The organism is Amycolatopsis sp. NPDC031561 (genome assembly GCF_055580625.1).
In genome coordinates this window covers 52,824-73,184 of record NZ_JBVILA010000013.1, presented here as the reverse complement: position 1 = coordinate 73,184, position 20,361 = coordinate 52,824, and the positions used below count along the sequence as shown (strand labels likewise).

General features: G+C 68.7%; 19 protein-coding genes. 6 read left to right on the top strand and 13 right to left on the bottom strand.

Annotated elements, in window-relative coordinates:
- Window positions 1-119: 119 nt before the first annotated feature.
- From kstD to ACZ5IK_RS24635, 5 genes are all read right to left on the bottom strand, one after another.
- Complete coding sequence (gene kstD / locus ACZ5IK_RS24655; protein ID WP_465489818.1) at window positions 120-1,865, bottom strand: 3-oxosteroid 1-dehydrogenase; 1,746 nt, start codon at window positions 1,863-1,865, stop codon at window positions 120-122.
- Between the two features lie 143 nt (window positions 1,866-2,008).
- Entirely contained in the window at window positions 2,009-3,046 is a 1,038-nt protein-coding gene (locus ACZ5IK_RS24650; protein WP_465489817.1) for an LLM class flavin-dependent oxidoreductase, read from the bottom strand.
- A complete protein-coding gene (locus ACZ5IK_RS24645; protein ID WP_465489816.1) occupies window positions 3,046-3,564 on the bottom strand; it encodes an SRPBCC family protein in 519 nt (172 codons plus the stop codon). The genes ACZ5IK_RS24650 and ACZ5IK_RS24645 overlap by 1 nt, the downstream gene beginning before the upstream one ends.
- Before the next feature lie 48 nt (window positions 3,565-3,612).
- A complete protein-coding gene (locus ACZ5IK_RS24640; protein ID WP_410598148.1) occupies window positions 3,613-4,128 on the bottom strand; it encodes a winged helix-turn-helix transcriptional regulator in 516 nt (171 codons plus the stop codon).
- A 60-nt stretch (window positions 4,129-4,188) separates the two neighbouring features.
- Window positions 4,189-5,112, bottom strand: coding sequence for a hypothetical protein (locus ACZ5IK_RS24635; protein WP_465489939.1), 924 nt, complete (start codon window positions 5,110-5,112; stop codon window positions 4,189-4,191).
- Between the two features lie 543 nt (window positions 5,113-5,655).
- Here ACZ5IK_RS24635 and ACZ5IK_RS24630 point away from each other — a divergent pair.
- Entirely contained in the window at window positions 5,656-6,069 is a 414-nt protein-coding gene (locus ACZ5IK_RS24630; protein WP_101606974.1) for an SsgA family sporulation/cell division regulator, read from the top strand.
- Window positions 6,070-6,091: 22 nt separating this feature from the next.
- Here ACZ5IK_RS24630 and ACZ5IK_RS24625 read toward each other — a convergent pair whose 3' ends face one another.
- From ACZ5IK_RS24625 to ACZ5IK_RS24605, 5 genes are all read right to left on the bottom strand, one after another.
- Entirely contained in the window at window positions 6,092-7,462 is a 1,371-nt protein-coding gene (locus ACZ5IK_RS24625) for an LLM class flavin-dependent oxidoreductase (RefSeq protein WP_465489815.1), read from the bottom strand.
- A gap of 101 nt (window positions 7,463-7,563) precedes the next feature.
- On the bottom strand, window positions 7,564-8,568 hold the full coding sequence (fgd, locus tag ACZ5IK_RS24620; protein ID WP_410598144.1) for a glucose-6-phosphate dehydrogenase (coenzyme-F420): 1,005 nt from the start codon (window positions 8,566-8,568) through the stop codon (window positions 7,564-7,566).
- A gap of 366 nt (window positions 8,569-8,934) precedes the next feature.
- Window positions 8,935-9,411, bottom strand: coding sequence for a DIP1984 family protein (locus ACZ5IK_RS24615; protein WP_465489814.1), 477 nt, complete (start codon window positions 9,409-9,411; stop codon window positions 8,935-8,937).
- A 43-nt stretch (window positions 9,412-9,454) separates the two neighbouring features.
- Entirely contained in the window at window positions 9,455-9,982 is a 528-nt protein-coding gene (locus ACZ5IK_RS24610; protein WP_465489813.1) for a hypothetical protein, read from the bottom strand.
- 19 nt (window positions 9,983-10,001) lie between these two features.
- Complete coding sequence (locus tag ACZ5IK_RS24605; protein WP_410598141.1) at window positions 10,002-11,225, bottom strand: lipase family protein; 1,224 nt, start codon at window positions 11,223-11,225, stop codon at window positions 10,002-10,004.
- A 109-nt stretch (window positions 11,226-11,334) separates the two neighbouring features.
- Here ACZ5IK_RS24605 and ACZ5IK_RS24600 point away from each other — a divergent pair, with 109 nt between their 5' ends.
- Together ACZ5IK_RS24600 and ACZ5IK_RS24595 are read left to right on the top strand one after the other, a co-directional pair.
- Window positions 11,335-11,946 carry a TetR/AcrR family transcriptional regulator gene (locus tag ACZ5IK_RS24600; RefSeq protein ID WP_465489812.1) on the top strand — a complete coding sequence of 204 codons (612 nt, stop codon included), beginning with the start codon at window positions 11,335-11,337 and terminating at the stop codon, window positions 11,944-11,946.
- Window positions 11,947-11,982: 36 nt separating this feature from the next.
- The gene (locus ACZ5IK_RS24595; protein ID WP_465489811.1) at window positions 11,983-12,342 is read left to right on the top strand and encodes a VOC family protein; all 360 of its coding nucleotides are present in this window, start codon (window positions 11,983-11,985) and stop codon (window positions 12,340-12,342) included.
- A gap of 685 nt (window positions 12,343-13,027) precedes the next feature.
- On the opposite strand, the gene ACZ5IK_RS24590 is transcribed toward ACZ5IK_RS24595, so the two are convergent.
- A complete protein-coding gene (locus ACZ5IK_RS24590) occupies window positions 13,028-13,228 on the bottom strand; it encodes a hypothetical protein (RefSeq protein WP_465489810.1) in 201 nt (66 codons plus the stop codon).
- Between the two features lie 149 nt (window positions 13,229-13,377).
- On the opposite strand from ACZ5IK_RS24590, the gene ACZ5IK_RS24585 reads away from it, so the two are divergent.
- On the top strand, window positions 13,378-13,857 hold the full coding sequence (locus ACZ5IK_RS24585; RefSeq protein WP_465489809.1) for a GNAT family N-acetyltransferase: 480 nt from the start codon (window positions 13,378-13,380) through the stop codon (window positions 13,855-13,857).
- On the opposite strand, the gene ACZ5IK_RS24580 is transcribed toward ACZ5IK_RS24585, so the two are convergent.
- Window positions 13,782-14,717 (bottom strand): DMT family transporter, encoded by a 936-nt coding sequence (locus tag ACZ5IK_RS24580; protein ID WP_465489808.1) that lies wholly within the window; start codon window positions 14,715-14,717, stop codon window positions 13,782-13,784. The two genes, ACZ5IK_RS24585 and ACZ5IK_RS24580, sit on opposite strands and share 76 nt — an antisense overlap.
- Before the next feature lie 456 nt (window positions 14,718-15,173).
- On the opposite strand from ACZ5IK_RS24580, the gene ACZ5IK_RS24575 reads away from it, so the two are divergent.
- Window positions 15,174-17,456 carry a tetratricopeptide repeat protein gene (locus ACZ5IK_RS24575; protein ID WP_465489807.1) on the top strand — a complete coding sequence of 761 codons (2,283 nt, stop codon included), beginning with the start codon at window positions 15,174-15,176 and terminating at the stop codon, window positions 17,454-17,456.
- On the opposite strand, the gene ACZ5IK_RS24570 is transcribed toward ACZ5IK_RS24575, so the two are convergent.
- A complete protein-coding gene (locus tag ACZ5IK_RS24570; protein WP_465489806.1) occupies window positions 17,453-18,673 on the bottom strand; it encodes a cytochrome P450 family protein in 1,221 nt (406 codons plus the stop codon). The genes ACZ5IK_RS24575 and ACZ5IK_RS24570 overlap by 4 nt on opposite strands.
- Window positions 18,674-18,814: 141 nt before the next feature.
- Here ACZ5IK_RS24570 and ACZ5IK_RS24565 point away from each other — a divergent pair, with 141 nt between their 5' ends.
- Entirely contained in the window at window positions 18,815-20,308 is a 1,494-nt protein-coding gene (locus tag ACZ5IK_RS24565) for a GGDEF domain-containing protein (RefSeq protein ID WP_465489805.1), read from the top strand.
- Window positions 20,309-20,361 lie beyond the last annotated feature (53 nt).

Genomic DNA, 20,361 nt, shown 5'->3' with positions numbered 1-20,361 from the left:
CCTTGATGCCACGCGAACGTCTCACCTTAGCGGAGGGGGAGCCGAAGGACGCCATACCCGCGTCTGACGCGGTGAAGGGCCCCTTCACCGCGTGACATGCGGTGAAGGGCCCCTTCAGCTCACGGGTGATCGGCGAGATCGTTCGCCGCGACGTATCCGAACGTCATCGCCGGGCCGATCGTCGACCCGGCTCCCGCGTAGCTGGGGCCCATCACCGCCGCGCTGGCGTTCCCGGCGGCGTACAGGCCGGAGATGACCGAACCGTCCGCCCGCAGCACCCGCGCCCGCGCGTCGGTGCGCATCCCACCCTTGGTGCCGAGGTCGCCCGGCACGATCTTGAACGCGTAGAACGGCGGTTCCCAGAGCGGGGCGAGGCACGAGTTCGGCAGGACGTACGGGTCGGTGTAGTAGTGGTCGTAGGCGCTGGCGCCCCGCCGGAAGTCACTGTCCACACCGGACAGTGCCTGGCCGTTGAACCGGTTCACCGTGGCGCGCAAGGCCTTCGGCGGAACACCGATCGCGCTGCCGAGCGCCTCCACGGTCCACGCCTTCTTGACCGCGCCCGCCGAGTACCACTCGTCGGGAAGTGGCAGCAGCGGCGCGACGTCGCGGAAGAGATACCGGTTGCGGTAATGCTGGTCGACGACCAGCCACGCCGGGATGGTCGGCGAAGTCGGGTTCCGGTCGTACATCGTGTGCACGACGTCGCTGTACGGCGCCGCTTCGTTGACGAACCGTTTGCCCGCCGCGTCCACCATCAGCCCGCCGGGCAGGGTCCGCTCGGCGAGGCAGAAGTACGGCTCGCCCGGCAGCGGGATCGCCGGACCCCACCAGGCGTCGTCCATCAGGTCCAGTGCCGCGCCTGCCCGTTTTCCGGCCAGGATCCCGTCTCCGGTGTTCGACCGGGCGCCGACCGTCCACTGTGTACCGATCGGCTGGCGCTGGTATTCCGCCCGCATGGCGGCGTTGTGCTCGAACCCGCCGGAGCCGACGATGACACCGCGCCGGGCCTTGACGACGCCGCCCGCGACGGTCACTCCGGTGACCTTCCCGTTCTCGATGACGAGATCGGTCAACGGCGTGTTCAGCAGGACCGGAACACCGGCGCGCTGCAGCCCGGCCCGCAGTCCCGCGGCCAGCGATTGGCCCATGGTGAGCGGCTTCTGCCCGGCGAGTGCGGCCGCCGTGCCACGGGCGAGGCAGGCGGCGGCCACCGCGGCGCCCTTCGGGTTGACCGCGGCCAGCGCGAGCCATTTGTAGTCGGCGCTGAAGACGACCATTGCCGCGGGCGTGGCGAGATAGGGCGGGTTCAGGTTGGCCAGTTCGGCACCGAGGATGTTCCCGTCGAGCTGGTCCGGTTCGATCGAGCGGCCGTCCGGCATCCCGCCGGGCAGTTCCGGGTAGTAGTCGCTGTAGCCCTCCATCCACCGGAACCGCAGCGGGCTGTTGGCCATCACGAACGAGAGCATCGCCGGGCCGTTGGCGAGGAACGCCTGCTGCCGCGAGGCGGGGATCGACGGGCCGACCACGGCGGCCAGGTACCGCGCGGCCTGTTCCGGGGTGTCGCGGACGCCGGCCGCGGCCAGCACCGCGTTGCACGGAATCCAGATCCCCGCCCCCGAGCGGGCCGCCGAACCGCCGAACTTCGCCGCCTTCTCCAGCACGACGCAGCTGAGCCCGCGTTTGGCCGCCGTCAGCGCGGCGGTCATCCCCGCCGCGCCCGCGCCGACCACGACGACGTCGTACTCGCCGATCACCGCGGCGCTCGCCGTGGCCGTCCCGGCGAACGGCAGGCCCGAAGCGAGCGCGAGTCCGGCGCTGCCGCGCAGAACCTGGCGCCGGGAAAGTCGGGGGTCGGGCTTCATGGGGCCTCCTCGCGTGGCGATCGAGCGAGGTCATGTTCTCCAGCCGGAGGCAAAAGTGAAACAAGTTCTACCCGCTTGGAGCAGGCGCGGCCGTCCGCGCTCGGCCGGTCACCTCAACCGGCGCGGGCATTCGGGCCAACTCCTCACCCCAGAGCGCGGACCAGGTCCAGCGCGCGGCCGAGGGTGGCGAGCCGGTCGGCGACCGTCTCCCCCGCCGGGTACAGCCGGACCGTCTCGACCCCGGCGTCACGCCAGACGCGCAGCCGCTCCGCCACCATCGGTTCGGTGCCGATCAGCGTCGTGCCGAGCACCATCTCGTCGGTCACCAGCGCGGCGGCGCCTTCCCGGTCGCCCGCCTGCCAGCACTCGCGCACCGCCGCCGCGACCTCGACCCAGCCCTGCCTGCTGTAGGCGTTGTTGTAGAAGTTCGTCTTCGCCGAACCCATCCCGCCGAGGCTGAACGCCAGTTCGGCCTTGCGTCCCGCGACCATCCCTCGCAACTCGTCCTCGTCGCGGGCGAAGGCGACCTCGGCGCCTTGGCAGACCTCCAGGTCCGCCCGCGTCCGGCCAGCCTTCGCGAGGCCTGCGTCGAGATGCGAGAAGTAGGCCTGCGCCCCTTCCGGGACGAAACTGGTGCCCAGCCAGCCGTCCGCGATCTCGCCGGTCAGCTCCAGCAACTTCGGCGAGAGCGTCGCCAGATGGATCGGGATGTCCGGATTCGGCGTCGTCGACAGCCGCATCGGCCTGGTCTCACCCGGCAGCGGGATCTCGAACTCCTTGCCGGAGTGCGAGATCTTCTCCCCCGCGAACGCCTGACGGATGATCGCGACAGTCTCCCGCATCCGCGTCAGCGGCCGGGCGAACGAAACGCCGTGGAGGCCCTCGATCACCTGCGGCCCCGAGGCGCCGAGCCCGAGGGCGAACCGGCCGCCGGACAGCATCGAGAGGGTCAGCGCGGCCTGCGCGATCGCGACCGGGCTCCGCGTGCCGAGCTGGATGATCCCGGAGCCGAGCCGGATCCGCTCGGTCCGCGCGGCGAGATACCCGAGCACCGACGGCGCGTCCGAACCCCAGGCTTCGGCGACCCAGCAGTCGTCGAGACCGAGCTTCTCCGCCTCCAGCACGAAATCCAGCGTCTCCCGCCAGCCGCGCGAAGCCTCGACCGTGGTCGCCGTCCGCATCACGCGCGCGCCGCCTCGGCCCGCTCCTTGATCGCGGCGAGGGTCCCGGTCATCGCGGTCTCGAATTCACGAAGCCGGACGAAGACGATCTTCTCCTCCTTGTCCGGCATCTGGTCGATGGCCAGCGACAGGCCGGACCTCCCCGGCCCCAGCTGCATCCACTGCCGGAGCTTCGTCCCGCCGTTCTCGGGCTCCAGCGTGAAGCGCCACAGCGCCGTCGGCGTCTCGGGGTCGTGCACCGCCCAGGTGAACACGCGCGGCTCGTCGCATTCGACGACGTGCGACGTCGTCTCCCATTCGCCGAGCGCGTCGTGTCTGCTGCGGCCGACGAACCGCCTGCCGACCGCGGCGTCGCCGTCCGCGCCGTCGCACCATTCGACCGCTTGGAGTTCCCCGCTCATCTCCGGCATCAGCCGGACGTCGGACACGATCGACCAGACCCGCTCCGGGCCGGCGTCGACCCAGGCCTCGACCTCGACCGTCGGTTTGTCGGCGTACTTGGCGCCCGTCCACTCCATCGTGGTCGCCCTCCCGTGCTCGTGACCTCGATAGTTGCGTAGATGGACTTACCTTGTCAAACCCTCCTGCGCGGCGAAGCGACGCACCACGTCAGGGCGGTTCGCGAGCTTCGGCGGGTAGCCGGACCCGAGCCGTGCCCGCGTGTTCTCGGCGGTGAGCGGCCCGGCGCAGTGCGCGCAGACGACCTCCGCGTGCGTGTCGTGCCCGCAGGTGTCGTGGTGGAGGGTGATCGGCGGCCCGCTTTCCTCGGCGAGCCAGCGGTCGCCCCAGCGCGACATCGCGGCGAGCACGCCGTAGAAATCCGCGCCCTTCTCGGTCAGCACGTAGTCGTAACGGACCGGGTCGGCCTGGTAGGCACGCTTCTCCAGCAACCCCTCGCCGACCAGGCGGCGCAGCCGGTCGGCGAGGGTGTTCCGCGCGATGCCGAGTTCCTGCTGGAACTCGTCGAACCTGCGGATTCCGTAGAACGCCTCCCGCAGGACCAGCGGCGTCCACCAGTCGCCGAGCAGGTCCATGGTGCGCGCGATCGAGCACGGCCATTGCGCGAACGAAGTCCGTTTCATGTCCGCGAGCCTACGCCCGGTGAAATTGATCCGGTCATTCCTCCACCTATTCCCCGGCGCTCAGGCGCTGGCGCGAAATGTTGCGATCCGGTCAAGGAGATCCCGCGCATTAATATCGCCGACCCGCTTCCGCACGCATTCCGACAGCGGCCGCAAACGGTCCCGCGTCCGCGCGGAACGGATTCCGCCCGCGATCTCCATCGCGGACAGGCCGACCTCGGCCGCGCGATCGAGGTCGCCTTCCAAGGCGTGGTCGACGGCGAGCCAGATCATCGTCAGCGACCGGCTGCGGACCATGTCCGGGCCGTAGCCCTCGATGGCCTCGGTGAGCGCGGGGATGGCCTCCCGGCTGTGGCGGACGTCGACGAGCCTGGCGAGTTCGGTGCGCACGGTGCCGATCATCGCGGCCAGGTCGTTGGCCGTGAAGAAGGCGGACCACGACGGGGCGGCGTCACCGAAGGAACTGGCGAACTGTTCCGGGGCAAGGGAGAGCTTGTCCAGCGCCTGGCGGACGTCACCGAGGAGCGCGTAGGCCCATGCCTCGTTCGCCGAAAGGATCGCCTGCGAAAGCGGTCTTCCCGCCCGGCGTGCGGCGAGCTGCCCCTGACCGAACTGTTCGAGCGCCTCCGCCGGAGAGCGGTGATGCAGGTACATCCGGCCGAGCCGGTAGTGGATGTTGGCGGCGAGGTCGTCGTTGCCCGCCTCCGCCGCCAGCTCGAGCGCGCGGCGGAAGTGCCGTTCCGCCCTGATCGGACGGCCGGAGTCGAATTCGGTCCAGCCCTGCAGATTGTGCAGATCCGCGACCACGCCCGCCAGCCGCCGGGCCTGCGCCTCGGACATCATTCCCCGTCGCAGAGCGGCTCCGTAGGGCTCCAGCACCCGCAGCAGTTCCCGGCAGGACCCGCCGCCTTCCCGGTAGTCGCGCGCCCGGAGCGCGGCGATGACGCCCTCCAGCCGATCGATGTCGGCCTGCCCGATCCGCATCGGGAGCCGGTCATTCACGGCGGCGCCCCGGGACGCGCGGCACCGCCGGTTCGGTACCGGCGCCGGACCCGGACGGGGTCAGAACGCGTCCCGGAACAGGTCGCCGCCGTGGCCCGTAAACCGTGTCACTCCGCGCGGGCTCTTCTCTTGGAATGGCGATGGTGATTCGCACACCCATTGTCAGTCCCTCCCGATCCGCAACGATCCAGCTCGCCGAGGTCCAGGACAGATCCACGCCGGTCTTCGCGAAATACTCGAACGACGCAAGGTGATGCTAACCGCGAGAATTATCGATTCACTCCGCCGAATGGTTGGCTATTTTCATTCACCGGAATATGCACGTGCGGAATCTCTTTCTTTTGCACGAATGATCGCATTCCCCGCTTGCTCACCGCACGTGCACGGTCGGAACCGTCCGTGAGCACATGAGACACAGCTCTCAGCCGAACGTGTGAAAGTTGTCGACTCGGGTCACGAAAAGGCTTCACATTGCGTTATCAATAGCTGAAGATCAACAGCAACCGAACGTAAGGGGCTGAAGCGTTGGACAAGGAAAACGACCTCATCCGGGGGACGATCGTCTTCGGCCTGCGCACTTTCGGTGCGGACCCCCTCCCCGTCAACGCTGACCTCGAGTACGACCCCGAAGATCCCTACGCCGTCGTGGTGGCCTACCACTCGGGCGGCGGGACGGTCCGCTGGATGTTCGGCCGTGACCTGCTCGCGGACGGCCTCCTCACTCCATCGGGTGAGGGCGACGTGATCATCAGCCCGGCCGACGACACCTCGATCGTGATCTTCGCCCTCAGCGCACCCGACGGCTGCGCGGTCCTCGAAGCGCAGGCGCAGGAACTGGCCGAGTTCCTCGACCGCACCTACGACGTCGTGCCCGCCGGTTCCGAGCCGGAGTGGTTCGACTTCGACCAGGAGATCGGCAAGCTCGTCACCGAGTCCTGAGGCCCGGACCGCAACCAGAGGACTAAACGCGCCGGTACCGGGCGCCAGGATGGTCGTCACGCAGCCGCACCTGGCCGGGTTCGTAGATGCTCTCCCGCAGGGTGTGGCCCTCGTAGTCCTCCCACACCAGCCCTCGCCGCCGCAGCTCCGGCACCACGAGGTCGATGAAGTCGGCGAAGGTGCCCGGCGTCGTCGCGTAGGCGACGTTGAAGCCGTCGACGTCGGCCTCGTCGATCCACCGCTCGAGTTCGTCGGCCACGGTCGCGGGCGAGCCGACGATCACCGGGCCGAGTCCGCCGATGCCGAGGAACTTCCCGATCTCCTCCGGCGTCCAGGTCCGCGTCGGATCGGCCTTGGAGAAGTTCTCCACCACCGACTGGATCGCCTCGCTGTGCACGTGTTCGAGGATTTCGGTCGGCGAATAGCCGGAAAGGTCGATGCCGGTCCAGCCGCCGAACAGGGTGAGCGCCCCTTCGTAACTCGCCCTGCCGAGGTAGTCGCGGAACTTCTCCTGCGCGGCCTCGTCGGTCTCGGCGACGATCGGGGTCACCAGCGCGAAGAACTTGACGCTCTCCGGATCCCGGCCGAAGTCCGCGGCCTGCCGGCGGACGTCGGCCACGTTCCGGCCGACGACGTCGGTCGAATGGCCCATGATGAACACAGCTTCGGCGTGTTTGGCCGCGAAGGAGCGCCCCTTGGTCGACGTCCCGGCCTGATAGAGCACCGGTGTCCGCTGTGGCGACGGCTCGGCGAGGAACACTCCGGGAACCGAGTAGTACTCCCCCTTGTGTTCGATGGGGTGGACCTTGTCCGGATCGGCGTACCGGCCGGTGGACTTGTCCGCGAGCACGGCGTCGTCCTCCCAGGAGGATTCCCACAGTTTGTAGGTGACCTCGAGGAACTCCTCGCCGATGTCGTACCGGTTGTCATGGGTGATCTGCTGGTCGAGACCGAGGTTCACCGCGGCGCTGTCCAAATAGGACGTCACGATGTTCCAGGCGACCCGGCCCTTGGTCAGATGGTCGAGAGTGGTGAACTTGCGCGCCAGGGCATACGGCTGTTCGTAGGTGAGGGAAACCGTGACGCCGAACCCGAGGTGCTTCGTGACCGCGGCCATCGCCGAAACCGACAGCAGCGGATCGTTCACCGGGACCTGCGTGCCCGTGCCCACCGCGGGATCCCGCGAATCGCGATAGACGTCGTAGACCCCGAGGACGTCGGCGAGGAAAAGGCCGTCGAATTTACCGCGCTCCAGCAGTTTCGCCAGTTCGGTCCAGTATTCGAGATCCTTGTACCGATGGGCCTGATCGTCGGGATGGGTCCACACACCGGGGGCGAGATGGCCCGTGACGGCCATGTCGAAAGCGTTGAGACGAATTCGTTTCGCGGGCATGGACGAAAGGAAACCCAGCGGCGGCCGGACCGGTCAACGAGGTCTCACCAGCCGGGAGCCGGGTGGCGGCACCGCCCGCGCGATGCCGCCACCCGGGCCGGTCAGCCGAGTTCGCGGAGACCCGGGACGACCTGCTCGGAGAACGAGCGCAGGAAACGCTCCTGGTCGTGGCCGGGGCCGTGGAAGACGAGGTGGTTGAAGCCCGCTTCGACGTACGGCTTGATCTGCTCGACGGCGTCGGCCGGGTCGGAGGTGACGATCCAGCGCTTCGCGACCTGCTCGATCGGCAGCGCGTCCGCGGCCTTCTCCATTTCGGCCGGGTCCTCGATGCCCGCCTTCTGCTCCGGCGTCAGCGAGAGCGGCGCCCAGAACCGGGTGTTCTCCAGCGCCTGCGCCGGATCCGGGTCGTAGGACAGCTTGATCTCGATCATCTTGTCGATGTCGCCGGTGCTCCGGCCGACCTGCTCCGCGCCTTCCGCGACCGCGGGCAGCAGCTTGTCGGTGTAGAGGTCCATCCCCTTGCCGCTGGTGCAGATGAAACCGTCGCCCTGCTTGCCGACGTACTTCGCCATCACCGGACCGCCCGCCGCGATGTAGATCGGCACGCCGCCCTCGGGACGGTCGTACACGGTGGCGTCGGTGGTCTGGTAGTACTCGCCCTCGAACGTGACGCGCTCTTCGGACCACAGTTTGCGCATCAGCTCGATCGCCTCGCGCAGCCGCGCGAACCGCTCCTTGAACGCGGGCCACTCGATCCGCGCGACCGCGACCTCGTTGAGCGCCTCGCCGCTGCCGACGCCGAGCAGCACCCGGCCGGGGTACAGGCTGCCGAGGGTGCCGAACGCCTGCGCCACCACGGCCGGGTTGTAGCGGAAGGTCGCCGTCAGCACGCTGGTGCCGAGAACCACCCGCTCGGTGCGCTCGCCGACCGCCGCCATCCACGCGAACGAGAACGGCGCGTGCCCGCCCTGGTGCCGCCAGGGCTGGAAATGGTCGCTGACCATCACGCTGTCCAGCCCGACCTGTTCGGCGAGCACGGAGTACTCGACGAGATCGCGCGGGCCGAACTGCTCGGCCGACGCCTTGTAACCGATCTTCAGTGCCATCCGGGGTCACCACCTGGGCTCTTGGGTTGTTCCGCTTTTCACCTTGGCACAGAGTCGATCGGCTCCGCCCATGGATCGGCTTCGCCGCTGTGTCGGGAACGCCACTCGGCCGGCGGGAATGCGGGCGCACCGCAACCAGAGGACTACTTGCGGAACGTGGAAAGGCCCCGTGCCCACCCTCGCCTTCCGGGACCGGCACGTGGTGATGAGCTGTGCCGTTTGCGCCGTCACCTGTGCGTCGTGCTGGGCGGAGTTGTGATCGGGGATTCGAACCCCACGCTGCCCGCCACGTGCCAGGAGGTGGGCCGGTGTACCGCCGGCCCTCGGCTTGTGCCCGCTTCCCGGAGGGCTACCTGCTTTCCACGTTCAGTCGAGGAGGTCGGTCTCCCAGTTGGTGCGCTGGATCTCGACGTCGACCACCCGGATCTCGCCGGCGACCCTGTCCGCACGGGACCGCAGCTCCGCGACCGGAAACGCGGAGAGATACCGGAGTTCCGAGCGGAGCTGACGGCCGTAGCCGCCGTGGTTGCGACCCGCCGCGGCGTCGGCGGCCGCGGTGAGGACGCCGTGCCTGAGCCGGAGGACGTCGCGGTGCGCGATCGCGTCGGTGATCGTGCCTTCCCCGAGCGGGGTCGCGGCATTGGTCCGGTTGATCCGCTGGATCAGCGATTCCAGTTCGCCCAGTGCGGTTTCGACGTCGACGAGCAGGTCTGCCGCGTTCTCCGCGGGCTCCTCGCCTTCTTGGTGGCGCGCGTTGTCGACGATCCGGGAGCGCAGCGCCTCCACCTTCTTCGTCGCGTCGGCGCGCAGTGCGAGCGCTTCGGCCAGTTTGATCCGGGACATGCCGGGAAGTATCACGAAGATCGCCGACCGAAGCACCTGATTTTCAGCCCGCCAGGGAATGCTTCCGGTAGTCCTCACCGGGCTCGGTGTACTCGAGCCCGTTCTCGTCCATGGCGTTGAAAACGGTGAAGCGCCCGCCCGGGAACACGAAGCCGAGCGCTACCATGCTCCCGGCCACACCCCTGTACAGGGATTCGAGCAGTTCGACGTCCTGGAGCACCTGACCCTCCAAAGAGGACAGTTCGGGGTAGATGTCCTGCCGCCACCGGAGCGGACTCGGTTCGGCCGGATCGCCCCAGTTCCATTCCGCCTTGCCGTACGGATCGATCGTGTTCCAGGTGAGGGAAACCTCGTCGAACTTCCAGTGCGTGATCTCCAGCCGCTCGTCCCCGAAGTCCAGCACGACCGGCGCGTCCTGGAGCCATTCGCCGTATTCGACGTACCAGGTCAGGTGGACGTGCTGGAGCCGCTTGCCCACCAGTGCGCGCAACCGGTCCCCGTGTGCCCTCCGGATCTCCTTGAGTCCGGAGAGCCACACGGGTTCGTAACCCTCGATGTCGAAGAAAGCCATCCGGCGAGTATGCCGGTGATCAGCAGGAACTCGGCACCGGTTTCCCGGCGAGCCGATCGTTGACGTAGGCCAGCGCGCCGGGTGCGCCCTGGACCGCGACGGTGACGTGCTCGCCGACGGGGATCCGGTCGTACTTGATCTTCACGCCCGCCGCGCAGTACTTCGCGACCAGCTTGTCGACCGGCGGGATCGGCGTCAGTTCATCGAAGATCCCTTGGTAGAAGTACGTCGGAGAACCCGGTTCGTGCCCGCCCATGACGTTCTCGGCGATCACCTGTTTCACCGCCGGGACGTCGAGCAGTTCCGGCACGGTCACGTAATCGGCCATGCGACGGAACGCCTGCCCGACACTGAACTGGTTGATGCACTGCTTCCCGACCTCGGCGAACGCCGCCTTGCCGCGCGCGTTGAGCAGGGTGGCGAGGTCGATCTCCGGATACGCCCTGCTGAGTCCGACGGCCGCTCCGATGTAGACACCCGACAGCGGCCCGCCGTCGATCTGCCGCGCGATGTAGCCCATGTCGGCCGGGACCCCGCCCGCCGCGACACCGGCGAACTTCAGTTCCGGCGCGTACGACGGCTGGATCTCGTTGGCCCACTGGCTCGCCAGCGCACCACCGGAATAGCCCATCAACGCGGTCGGCGTGGCCGCCCCGTTCAGTCGCGCGGGCGCGAACCGTTGTGCCGCACGGATTCCGTCGAGGACGCCGTGCGCGGTGTTGAGCCCGGCCGTCCATTGTGAATCGGGTCCCTGGTAGTCCGCGGTGACGACGGTGTGCCCGGCGGCGAGCAGCGGCACCATCAGTGCGAGTTCCTCGGCGGGCAGGGCCAGTCCGGTGCGGAGCACGTACGACGGCGCGCAATCGGTGGTGAGACCGTCCTGTGCGGTCTGGTACGAGACGAGTTTGCGCGGCCCCGGCGGCGGGACGAGCGGCTGCAGGACGGTCGCGACGTCGGCGATCGGCCTGCCCCGGGTGTCGGTGGACTTGTACTTGACCTGCCAGGCCCGGATCGGGAGCGGCAGGGCGAGCGCCCGGACGGTGACCGGCCGGGAGTCGAGCACGGTGCCTGGCGCGACGTCGGGGAACGGCGACGGCTGGGCGTAGAAGGGATCGTTCCGGGGATTCTGCGGGAAATCGGCGGCACGGACGGGTGGTGCGGCGACCACCAGGGTGGCGAGGGCGACGAAGGCTGCGGCCAGGACGGCCATGGCGCGGCGCACGTCGACGGTGACTGCGAACACGGGACCTCCAACTCAATACCGAATGGTATCGAGTTGTCTGCCTACCATATGAGCCAGATCACAGTCAATGTTCAGAACCCGAGTTCAGCGGGTTGTACCCTCCGGATCCATGGCCGCTTCCCGTCCTCCCCGCACCCGCCCGAGCCGGGCCGAAACCCGGCGGCGCGTGCTCGACGCGGCGACCGCCGTGTTCGCCCGTCAAGGCATCGCGGGGACGTCGCTCAACGACATCGCGGCCGAAGCCGGGCTCACCAAGGGCGCCGTGTACTCCAATTTCAGTGGCCGCGACGATCTGGTGCTGACCATCATGGAAGAGCACATCGTCGACCGGATGGGCGCCGCCACCGCGGTTTTCGACGAGATCGCCGATCTGGAAGAGGCGACGGCCGAGGCGGGTGCCCGGTTGCTGAGCGGGATCGGCACCGACGCCACCTGGCATCGGCTGCTGCTGGAGTACTGGGGCCTGGCGATGCGGGATCCGGCGATCCACGCGGGTTTCGCGGAACGCCGGGCCCGGCTGCGGGAGGCCATCACCCGCGCGATCCGCAAGGCCGCCGGAGCACACTCGGTGGAACTGCCGATCCCGGCCGAACAACTCGCGGTGGTGATCCTCGCGCTGTCGAACGGCCTCGCCGTCGAACGCGGAGTAGACGCCGACGCGGTCCCCGAAACGCTCTTCACCGACGTCCTGCGACTCTTGATCACGCCTCGCCCTACCTGATCGGCGATTCTCGCTTTTCCGTGGCACCGTGGTTTCATGCGAACCCGGATGCTCGCCGTCACCGTCGACTGCCGCGAGGCCGAAGCGCTGGCCGCGTTTTGGAAGGAAGCGCTGGGTTATCCCGAAACCTCCCGGTGGACGGACGGTCACGGGGTGACCTACGTCGAGCTGAAGGGGCCGGACGTCCCGAGTCTGCTCTTCCAGCCGGTGCCCGAGGAGAAGTCGGGCAAGAACCGGCTGCACCTCGACCTCGCCTCCAACGAACTAGAGCAACGCGAAGAGGTCGCCAGGCTCGTTTCACTCGGCGCCAAGGTCGTCGACGACCCCGAGTCGGATCCCTGGGTCGTCATGGCCGATCCGGAAGGCAACGAGTTCTGCGTGCTGCCCCGGCACTGAGACGCTTCGATCGGGGTGGTCGTGAGTGGCGTTTCGGGTCAGGGCCAAGGATGTCTTGGTCACCTATCCGGCTTCTGGCTGCGGTCGTTCACGGGGCCGGGCCGTGAAGGGCCCCTTGCCTACCTTGACAGTAGCGATGGAGGCCTTCACTACCTTCGTGATCGCCACGATCGCCACTTTCGCCCCACCCGCACCAGCAGCCACAGCGGCTCGCGTGAAGGCCCCCTTCCCTCGGCTCAGCCGAGGAAACGCGACCTTCACACCTTCCCCAACTACATGAAGGGCGCCATCACGTACTTCAAGTGCGCAGGACAGCCCGGAACGCGTCGGCCCGGGTGGTCGTGAGTGAGGATTCGGGTTATTGAGCGGCGAGGCAAAGGTGGCGTGTTCGCGGGAGGGGCCGGCGACGGGATGAAAGCGTCCTTCGCCGCGTCCGATGCCGAGCGGCCGTGTCGCGAAAGCCACTTTCGGGACTTCTGATGTCGCGAAAGTGGCTTTCGCGACGTCCCGGGAGGCTGGTGCGGCCCTCACGGTGGCGTTGTGGCTGAACCCAAGGTGATCAGAGACGGATCACGCGTGATCGCCGCTCGATCACCCGTGAACGCCCCTCCCGCCCGAACACGGCACTTTTGACCTTCCCCCAATAACCCGAGACGCCACTCACGACCCCCGGTACCGAAGCGTCTCAGGCGGCCGCGTCTTCGGACCGGATCGCGGGCTCGGAGTGCAGCCCCAGCATCTCCAGCAGCATCCGGCAGTCCGTCGCGTCCCGGGCGTTCGCGACGACCGCCTCGGTCGCCTTGCGCAGCACCGCCGCGCGCACGGCGGTCGCCCCGCCGTCGACCAGTTCCGCGGCCGGGCGCAGTTCCTCGAACAGGTTCCCCATGACCCACCTCCACCTTCCCCTCAGTGATACCCGATCCCGGCTGAGATGTCCGCCTGTCTTCGTGCGGTCCTGGCCGCGTCTCCCTAGACTGGCGCCACTCGAACGAGCGGACGGAGCGGGAACTGACCACCGAGTTGCACGGGGAGATCGTGATCTTGACCCCGGTCACCGAAGCCCACGTCCCGGACCTGCGGCGGATCCGCGGCACGGCCGAGGTCAGGGCGCGCTGGGGTTCGGTCGAGGACTCCCCCACCTGGCCGTTCGACGATCCGACGACGGCCTGCTTCACCGTCCTGGAGGACGGAGCCGTCCGGGGCTTCGTCCAGTACGGCGAGGAAGAGGACCCCATGTACCGGCACGCGTCGGTCGACCTCTTCCTCGACCCGGCGGCGCACGGCCGGGGGCTGGGCACGGACACCGTCCGCGCGATGGCCCGCCACCTGGTGCACGATCGCGGACATCACCGGCTGGTGATCGATCCGGCCGTGGACAACGAGGCCGCGATCCGCTGCTACAAGGCCGTCGGCTTCCGGGAGGTCGGGGTGATGCGCCACTACGAACGCGACACCGTCGGCGACGGCTGGCACGACGGGCTGCTGATGGACTTGCTCGCCGAAGACCTCACGTAGCGCGTCAGCGCGACTCCGAGCAGCACCACCGCCATCCCGGCGAGTACCCGTGGGCCGAGTTCCTCCCCGAGCACGATCGCGCCCAGCGCCACCGAAACGACCGGAAGCAGGTAGCCCACGGTCGCCGCGGAGGTCGCGCCTTCGTCCTCGATGAGCCGGTAGTTGAGGTAGAAGGTGATGCCGGTGCCGAAGATCCCGAGGACGACGACGGCGATCAGCGCGGTCACGTTCAGCGGCCCGGACGGCGCCGCGTCGAACGGCAGCGCGAGCGCGCTCAGCACGGTGGCGGTCAGCAGCTGGGCGGCGGAGATCGCGATCGGACCGCCCTGGCCGACGAGTTTCCGTCCCATGTAAGCGAAAGCGATGGCATAGCTGACTCCGGCGCCGAGCAGGGCCAGCGTCCCCCAGCCGAGCAGGCCGCTCTTCTGCCATGGCGCGAAGATCAGCAGGATGCCGGCGAACCCGAGGACCAGCCCGCCCACCCGGATCACGGTGATCCGGCGTTCGGTGCCGATCCCGATGCCGATCAGCAGCGACCACAACGGAGTCGTCGCGTTCATGACCCCGGCGATACCGGAGTCCACGGTCAGTTCACCGATGCTGAACAACGCGAACGGCAAGGCGTTGCAGAAGAAGGCCGCGACGAGGAGCCTGCCCCAGATCCGGCGGTCACGCGGGAGACGTTGCCCGGCCCAACGGCTCAGGACGAGAAGGACCGCCGCGCCGAGCGCGCAGCGGATGACGGTGACCTGAACGGGCGGCAGCCCGGTCAGCGCAAGCTTGATCCACAGGAACCCCGATCCCCACAACAGGGCGAGAACGCCCATCCGGACCAGGGTTCCTGGCGCGCCGATGCTCACTTTGATCCTTTCGCCGGGCCGCTCGATACCTCTCCAAGCTGCCTCGGACGACTCATCAGGACAAGTGAAAAGATCTACACCGACGTTAAGCGGTCCTACATGTTCCGAAAGGTCACGGTCGTGGCCGCCGCGCGAGGCGGCCACGACCCGCTGCCAAGGAGATCAGTACTCGCCCGGTTGCTCGCAAGGCGGAACAAGGGCCTGCTCACATTTCGCGGTCGCGCATGATCCACCTCCCTTTCGACTGGCGCACCGGTGGGGAACGGGCGCGTTCTCGCACAGTTTGGGGGCTGTCTTCGCACGTCGGCACACCCGGTGGCCGTGTTGTGACCCTTGTAATGGGAAGGTTGTCGCACGCGGAGCCATTCCGCCCAGCGGCGGATCGGCAGATGGCCCTGCCCGCCGTCGCGCCGTTGTGGCACGATCTGCCGCGGAGCAGGGAGAAAGGTGCTTCTGGTGACCGAGAATTCCGGCTCGGCCAGACCCGGGGAGACCGGGAAAGCACGCGCGGAACCGAAGCCGGTTTCGACGGCCGCACTGGCTTTCGGGCGCGCACTGCGGCAGCGGCGGCAGGCCAAAGGACTGGCACTGCGCGAACTCCAGAAACTCGCCTATGTCGACAAAAGTCTCATCAGCCGGGCCGAACGCGGCCTCACCCCGCCGAGTGCGGAATTCGCCGAAGCCTGCGATCGCGCGCTGGAGGCGGGCGGGACGCTGATCGTGCTCGCCGAAGCCGCCCGCGCGGAACCGTATGTCCACCTTCCCTCGCCACCGGCCCATTTTGTCGGCCGGGAAGAACACTTCGCCCTGCTCGACGAGAAAGTGCTCGGCGGACCGGCCAAAGTGGTCTTCGTGGCCGGACCGCCCGGGGTCGGGAAGACCGCACTGGTATTGAAATGGGCGAACCGGCGGCAGGAAGAGTTCGACAGCGTTCTCTGGTCGGATCTGCGCGGCTACGCGGCCGGCTCCCCCGCGCAACCCGCCGACATCCTCGACGACCTTCTCCGGTGCGTCGGCGTCCGCCCCGACCGCGTTCCCGCCGAAGAGCATATGCGACTCGCGCTCCTGCGTGGCCTGCTGCGCGGTCAGCGCACGCTCGTCGTGCTGGACAACGCCCTCGATTCGCATCAGGTGCGGCCGGTGCTGCCCGGCACCCCGGACACCACCGTGCTGATCACCAGCAGGCGACGGCTCTCCGGACTGGTCGTCGGCAGCGGCGCGGTCCAGGTTTCCTTGGAGCCACTGGAAGATCTCGAAGCGACCCGGCTCATGGCGGACCTCATCGGCGACGAACGCGCGGCGGGCGATCCCGAAGGCGTCGGCAGGCTCGTCCAGTTGTGCGCGGCGCTGCCGCTGGCGGTGAACATCGCCGCCGAGCGGGTCGCCACGCATCCCCATCAGAGTGTCGGCGAACTCGCCCGCGAGCTCGTCGCCGAGGGCAGGCGGCTGGAACTGCTCGCCGTCGACGACGACGCCGTCGGGGTCCGGGCCGCCTTCAGCTGGTCCTACCGAGCGCTCGAGGCCGACACCGCCCGCATGTTCCGGCTGATCGGCCTCCACCCCGGCCCGCGCTTCACCGCGGGCGCGGCGGCCGCGCTCGCCGGGCTGCCCGAACACGACGCGCGACGGCTCGTCGACAAGCTCGTGCAGGCGCATCTCGTCCAGCAGGTCGGCGCCCGGTACTACCGGTTCCACGACCTGCTCCGCGTCTACGCCGCCGAAGAGGCTGCCGCCGTGCAATGGCACGACGAGCGGCAGGCGGCGGTTTCCCGGCTCACCCACTGGTATCTCCACGCGGCCAACGCCGCGAGCTGGACGCTGACGCCCGCCCGCGACCACCACATCGACCTCGGTCCCGCCCCCGAAGGTGTCGAGCCGCTCCGGTTCGCCACCTTCGACGAGGCCTACATCTGGTGCGCGTCGGAGATGCCGAGCATCACCGGTGTCGCGCGGCTGGCACTGGATTACGGGCTGTACGAGATCGGCTGGCGGCTGCCGGTGGAGTTGTTCGACTACCACCTGCTCGGCAGGCCGTGGCAGACGTGGATCTCAAGCCACGACGTGGCGATCGAGTCCGCGAAGGCGGGCGGCGACCTCGGCGGGCTGGCGTGGTCGGCGATCAACCTCGCCGAGGCGCACCGTCGTCGCGGCGACCTCGACCGCGCGCACGAACTGTTCGGCCAGGCCGTCGAGATCTCCGGCGAGATCGGCGAGAACCCGAGCCTGGGCTGGGCGCTGGTCGGGCTCGGCAACATCGCGCACGAGCGGGAGGACTACGCCGAAGCCGTGCGGCTCGTCGAGCAGAGCGTGGAGGTGAACACGCGGATCGGATATCAGCTCGGCGAAGCGACCGCGCGGGTCCACCTCGGCCGCGCCTACCGCGATCTCGGCGAACGCGATCTGGCGCTCGAACACGGCCTTCGCGCGTTCGACACCTACGCGAAGGACGCCGACCAGCACGGCATGGGTTTCGCGCTGGTGCCGCTCGCGCGGACTTGCCGCCGGTTCGGCGATCCGGAGCACGCGCTCGAATACTGCGAGCAGGCGCTGACCGCGTACCGGAACTGCGGCGATGTCTGGGGCCAGGCCGACGCGCTCGACGAACGCGGCTGCGCGCTGGCCGCCCAAGGTCACCGAGAAGAGGCCATGACGGTCTGGCGCGACGCGCTCCAGCTCGTCATGGATCTCGACGACCGCAAGGCGAGCGTGCTCCGCGGCAGGCTCGAAGGCAGCGCCTAAAGCTTTACCGGGAGGTTGTGCAGGCCGCGGGTGATCGCGCTCGGCCACCACACGAGCCTGTCTTCGGGCACGGTCAGCGTCATCGACGGCGCTCGGTCGAACAACGTCTCCAGGGCCGCGGACGCCTGCATCCGCGCGAGCGCGGCGCCGATGCAGATATGCGGGCCGACCCCGAAGGCCAGATGCCGCACCGGCCGCTCACCCGGGCGGAACGCGAGCGGTTCGGGGTGGACTTCGGGGTCGCGATTGGCCGCCAGCAACGACAAGAGGATCGGGTCGCCCGCCTCCATTCGCTGCCCGGCGAGTTCCATCGGTTCGGTGACGAAGCGCCAGCTGGTGTTCTGCAGCGGGGTGTCTCGGCGCAGGACCTCCTCGATGACGAGGGTCAGATGCGAACCGTCGGCGCGGGCGCGGGCGGCTTCCTCCGGATGCGTGATGAGGGTCAGCGCGGTGGACGCGATGAGACTGATCGTCGTCTCGTGCCCGGCGATCAGCGACAGGAAGGCCGTCGCCGCGACCTCTTCGTCGGTGAGCTTCCCCTCGGCCTCCTGCGCGAGCAGGTCGCTGATCAGATCCGCCCCCGGTTCGGCCCGTTTCCGGGCGACGACGTCGGCGAGCAGTTTGTCCAGATCGTCGGTCGCCTTGAGCATCGACGCCATGTCGGTGACATCGCCGGCGGCGACCACCAGCGCGGGCGGGCGGACCTCGTCCAGCAGGGTGTCCGGGATGCCGATCAGTTCACAGATCGACCGGATTCCCAGTGGGTAGGCGAAATCCTCGACGAGATCGCCTTCGCCGCGATCGAGGATCGGGTCGAGCAGTTCGTTCGCCAGCTGATGCGTCCGGTCGCGCATGTGCTGGAGCCGCCGCGGGCCGAACGCGCCGGCGCAGGCCTTGCGCAGCCGCGCGTGTTCCTCGCCCTCGAAGTTGTTCATATGCCCGATGAGGGTCGGCCGATGGTCTGCGGGCAGGCCGAGATTGGCCTTGCGCCAGTGGTCCGCGGCCACGGACGGGCATTTCGACAAGCGGGGGTCGGCCATCGCGGAAACGACATCCGCGTGCCGGGTCAGCAGCCAGGTCCAGGTGTCGCCGGGTAACGGAAGCCGGAACGCCGGGGCGTTCGCACGAAGCCATTCGTAAGCGGGCGAAGGATCCCTGTCGAATTCCGGTCCGAACATCACAGGAACCGCGGCGGCGTCGTATGCGGCGTCAGGCATACGAGCCACCCTGCCAGCTTGTGGCGGTACCGCGTCCGGCGAACGCAGGCATTGGCCTGTCTCACGCGATCGTCAACGCGGTCCCCCTGTCACCCCCTTGCGGTTACCCAGCAAGATCGAAGCGGGTGCGGTGCGTAACGGATGGAGGTGACCCTCGTCAGCGAGTTGGGCAAACAGGTCTCCGAGCGGCCGGCCGGTTCGCTCCGGGGTTTCGCCGACACCGTCGGCCTCGCCTCCGCCCGCGTCTGGCGGCTGCGTGGTCGTGCCTGGAACACCCTGCGGCATCCGGCGGGGTGGGAACTGTGGCGCCTTCCGCCCGCGGCGGTCTTCTGGATGCTCGGCACCGAGATCGCGGTCGCGATCTGGGCCCTCCACAACGCCTTCAAGGTCACTGTCACGACCACGGACCTCGTCCGCTTCGGCGTGATCGCGGGTTGCGCCCTCTGGTATCTCCTCCAGACGCAGCATCCCGAGGAACAGCGCCGTGCCGACGACCGGCGCGGCGAGCACATCGACCAGACCGCCGTCTGGCTGGGCAGCGCGGCCGTCCTGCTGCCGCCCACCCTCTCGCTCACGCTGTTGCTGATGGTGCGCGTGCAGCGCTACTCCATCGCGCACAAGGCGATGACGACGTTCCTCTTCACCACCGCCGCGCACGCCGCGTCCATCCTCGGCGTGCACACGCTCACCGAACTGACGTCACTGCACACCTGGCTCGAATCGGGCATGCTCCCGCAGGGCACGGGCGACATCGCGCTCGCCGCCGTCGCGCTGGTGGGCGCCGCGCTCTGGTACTTCGCGTCGCAAACGCTCCTGATCAGCATCGCGCGCGGTCTGGCCTGGGGCGGCTGGCGGCGGCAAAAGCTGATCGGCAGCTGGGCGGACAACGCGGACTTCGTCTACGCGCTGCAACTCGCCGCGTGCACCACGATCCTCGGCGCGGTCAACATCGCGCTGGTACCGCTGGTGATGATCGGGGTCGCCCTGCGCTCGACCCGGCTCTCGCAGGCGCTGGCGGACACCATCGCGCGCAGCCAGCGCGACCGGAAGACCGGGCTGCTGACCGAGGACTCCTTCCACGCGCCGGCCGCCTTGCGCCTGCTCGAAGACCAGACCGACCGTCGGCCGACCGCGTTCCTGATGCTGGATCTCGACCACTTCAAGCAGTGGAACGACAAGTACGGGCATTCCGGCGGCGACATCGTGCTCGGTTGCGTCAGCGCGGTGCTCCGGCAGAACACGCGGTCGCGCGACGTCGTCGGGCGGTGGGGTGGCGAGGAGTTCGCCGTGCTGCTGCCGGACACCACCCGTGAGGAGGCCGTGCGGGTCGCGGAGCGGATCCGGGAGGCAGTCGCGAAGACCGCCATCACCGGGCTGACGGAACTCGCCAGCGGCCACGCCACCAACGAACCCCGCGCGGTCGGGCCGATCCACGGGTGCACCGTGTCGATCGGCGTCGGGCTCTCTCCTGAGCACTCGACGGACTACGGCGAACTCTTCCGCGCGGCGGACTCGGCGATGTACCAAGCGAAGCGGGGCGGACGGAACCGGGTGGTCCTGGCACCTTCCCTGACCGCGGATCCTCCTGCGCCCCGGGCTCCGACGTCGCCGTTGAGCCGGGGACTCACGTCCTGAGCTGAAGCACCGATGTCACGTATGAGACGGAAAACGTCCCATACGTGACATTC

Excerpts from the sequence above, each read along its gene's own strand:
- ACZ5IK_RS24625 (WP_465489815.1), bottom strand. The coding sequence starts at position 7,462 with ATGCCCGCGAAACGAATTCGTCTCAACGCTTTCGACATGGCCGTCACG.
- ACZ5IK_RS24645 (WP_465489816.1), bottom strand. The coding sequence starts at position 3,564 with ATGGAGTGGACGGGCGCCAAGTACGCCGACAAACCGACGGTCGAGGTC.
- ACZ5IK_RS24640 (WP_410598148.1), bottom strand. The coding sequence starts at position 4,128 with ATGAAACGGACTTCGTTCGCGCAATGGCCGTGCTCGATCGCGCGCACC.
- ACZ5IK_RS24600 (WP_465489812.1), top strand. The coding sequence starts at position 11,335 with ATGGCCGCTTCCCGTCCTCCCCGCACCCGCCCGAGCCGGGCCGAAACC.
- ACZ5IK_RS24610 (WP_465489813.1), bottom strand. The coding sequence starts at position 9,982 with ATGGCTTTCTTCGACATCGAGGGTTACGAACCCGTGTGGCTCTCCGGA.
- ACZ5IK_RS24635 (WP_465489939.1), bottom strand. The coding sequence starts at position 5,112 with ATGCGGATCGGGCAGGCCGACATCGATCGGCTGGAGGGCGTCATCGCC.
- ACZ5IK_RS24590 (WP_465489810.1), bottom strand. The coding sequence starts at position 13,228 with ATGGGGAACCTGTTCGAGGAACTGCGCCCGGCCGCGGAACTGGTCGAC.
- ACZ5IK_RS24570 (WP_465489806.1), bottom strand. The coding sequence starts at position 18,673 with ATGCCTGACGCCGCATACGACGCCGCCGCGGTTCCTGTGATGTTCGGA.
- kstD (WP_465489818.1), bottom strand. The coding sequence starts at position 1,865 with ATGAAGCCCGACCCCCGACTTTCCCGGCGCCAGGTTCTGCGCGGCAGC.
- ACZ5IK_RS24650 (WP_465489817.1), bottom strand. The coding sequence starts at position 3,046 with ATGCGGACGGCGACCACGGTCGAGGCTTCGCGCGGCTGGCGGGAGACG.
- fgd (WP_410598144.1), bottom strand. The coding sequence starts at position 8,568 with ATGGCACTGAAGATCGGTTACAAGGCGTCGGCCGAGCAGTTCGGCCCG.
- ACZ5IK_RS24615 (WP_465489814.1), bottom strand. The coding sequence starts at position 9,411 with ATGTCCCGGATCAAACTGGCCGAAGCGCTCGCACTGCGCGCCGACGCG.
- ACZ5IK_RS24565 (WP_465489805.1), top strand. The coding sequence starts at position 18,815 with ATGGAGGTGACCCTCGTCAGCGAGTTGGGCAAACAGGTCTCCGAGCGG.
- ACZ5IK_RS24595 (WP_465489811.1), top strand. The coding sequence starts at position 11,983 with ATGCGAACCCGGATGCTCGCCGTCACCGTCGACTGCCGCGAGGCCGAA.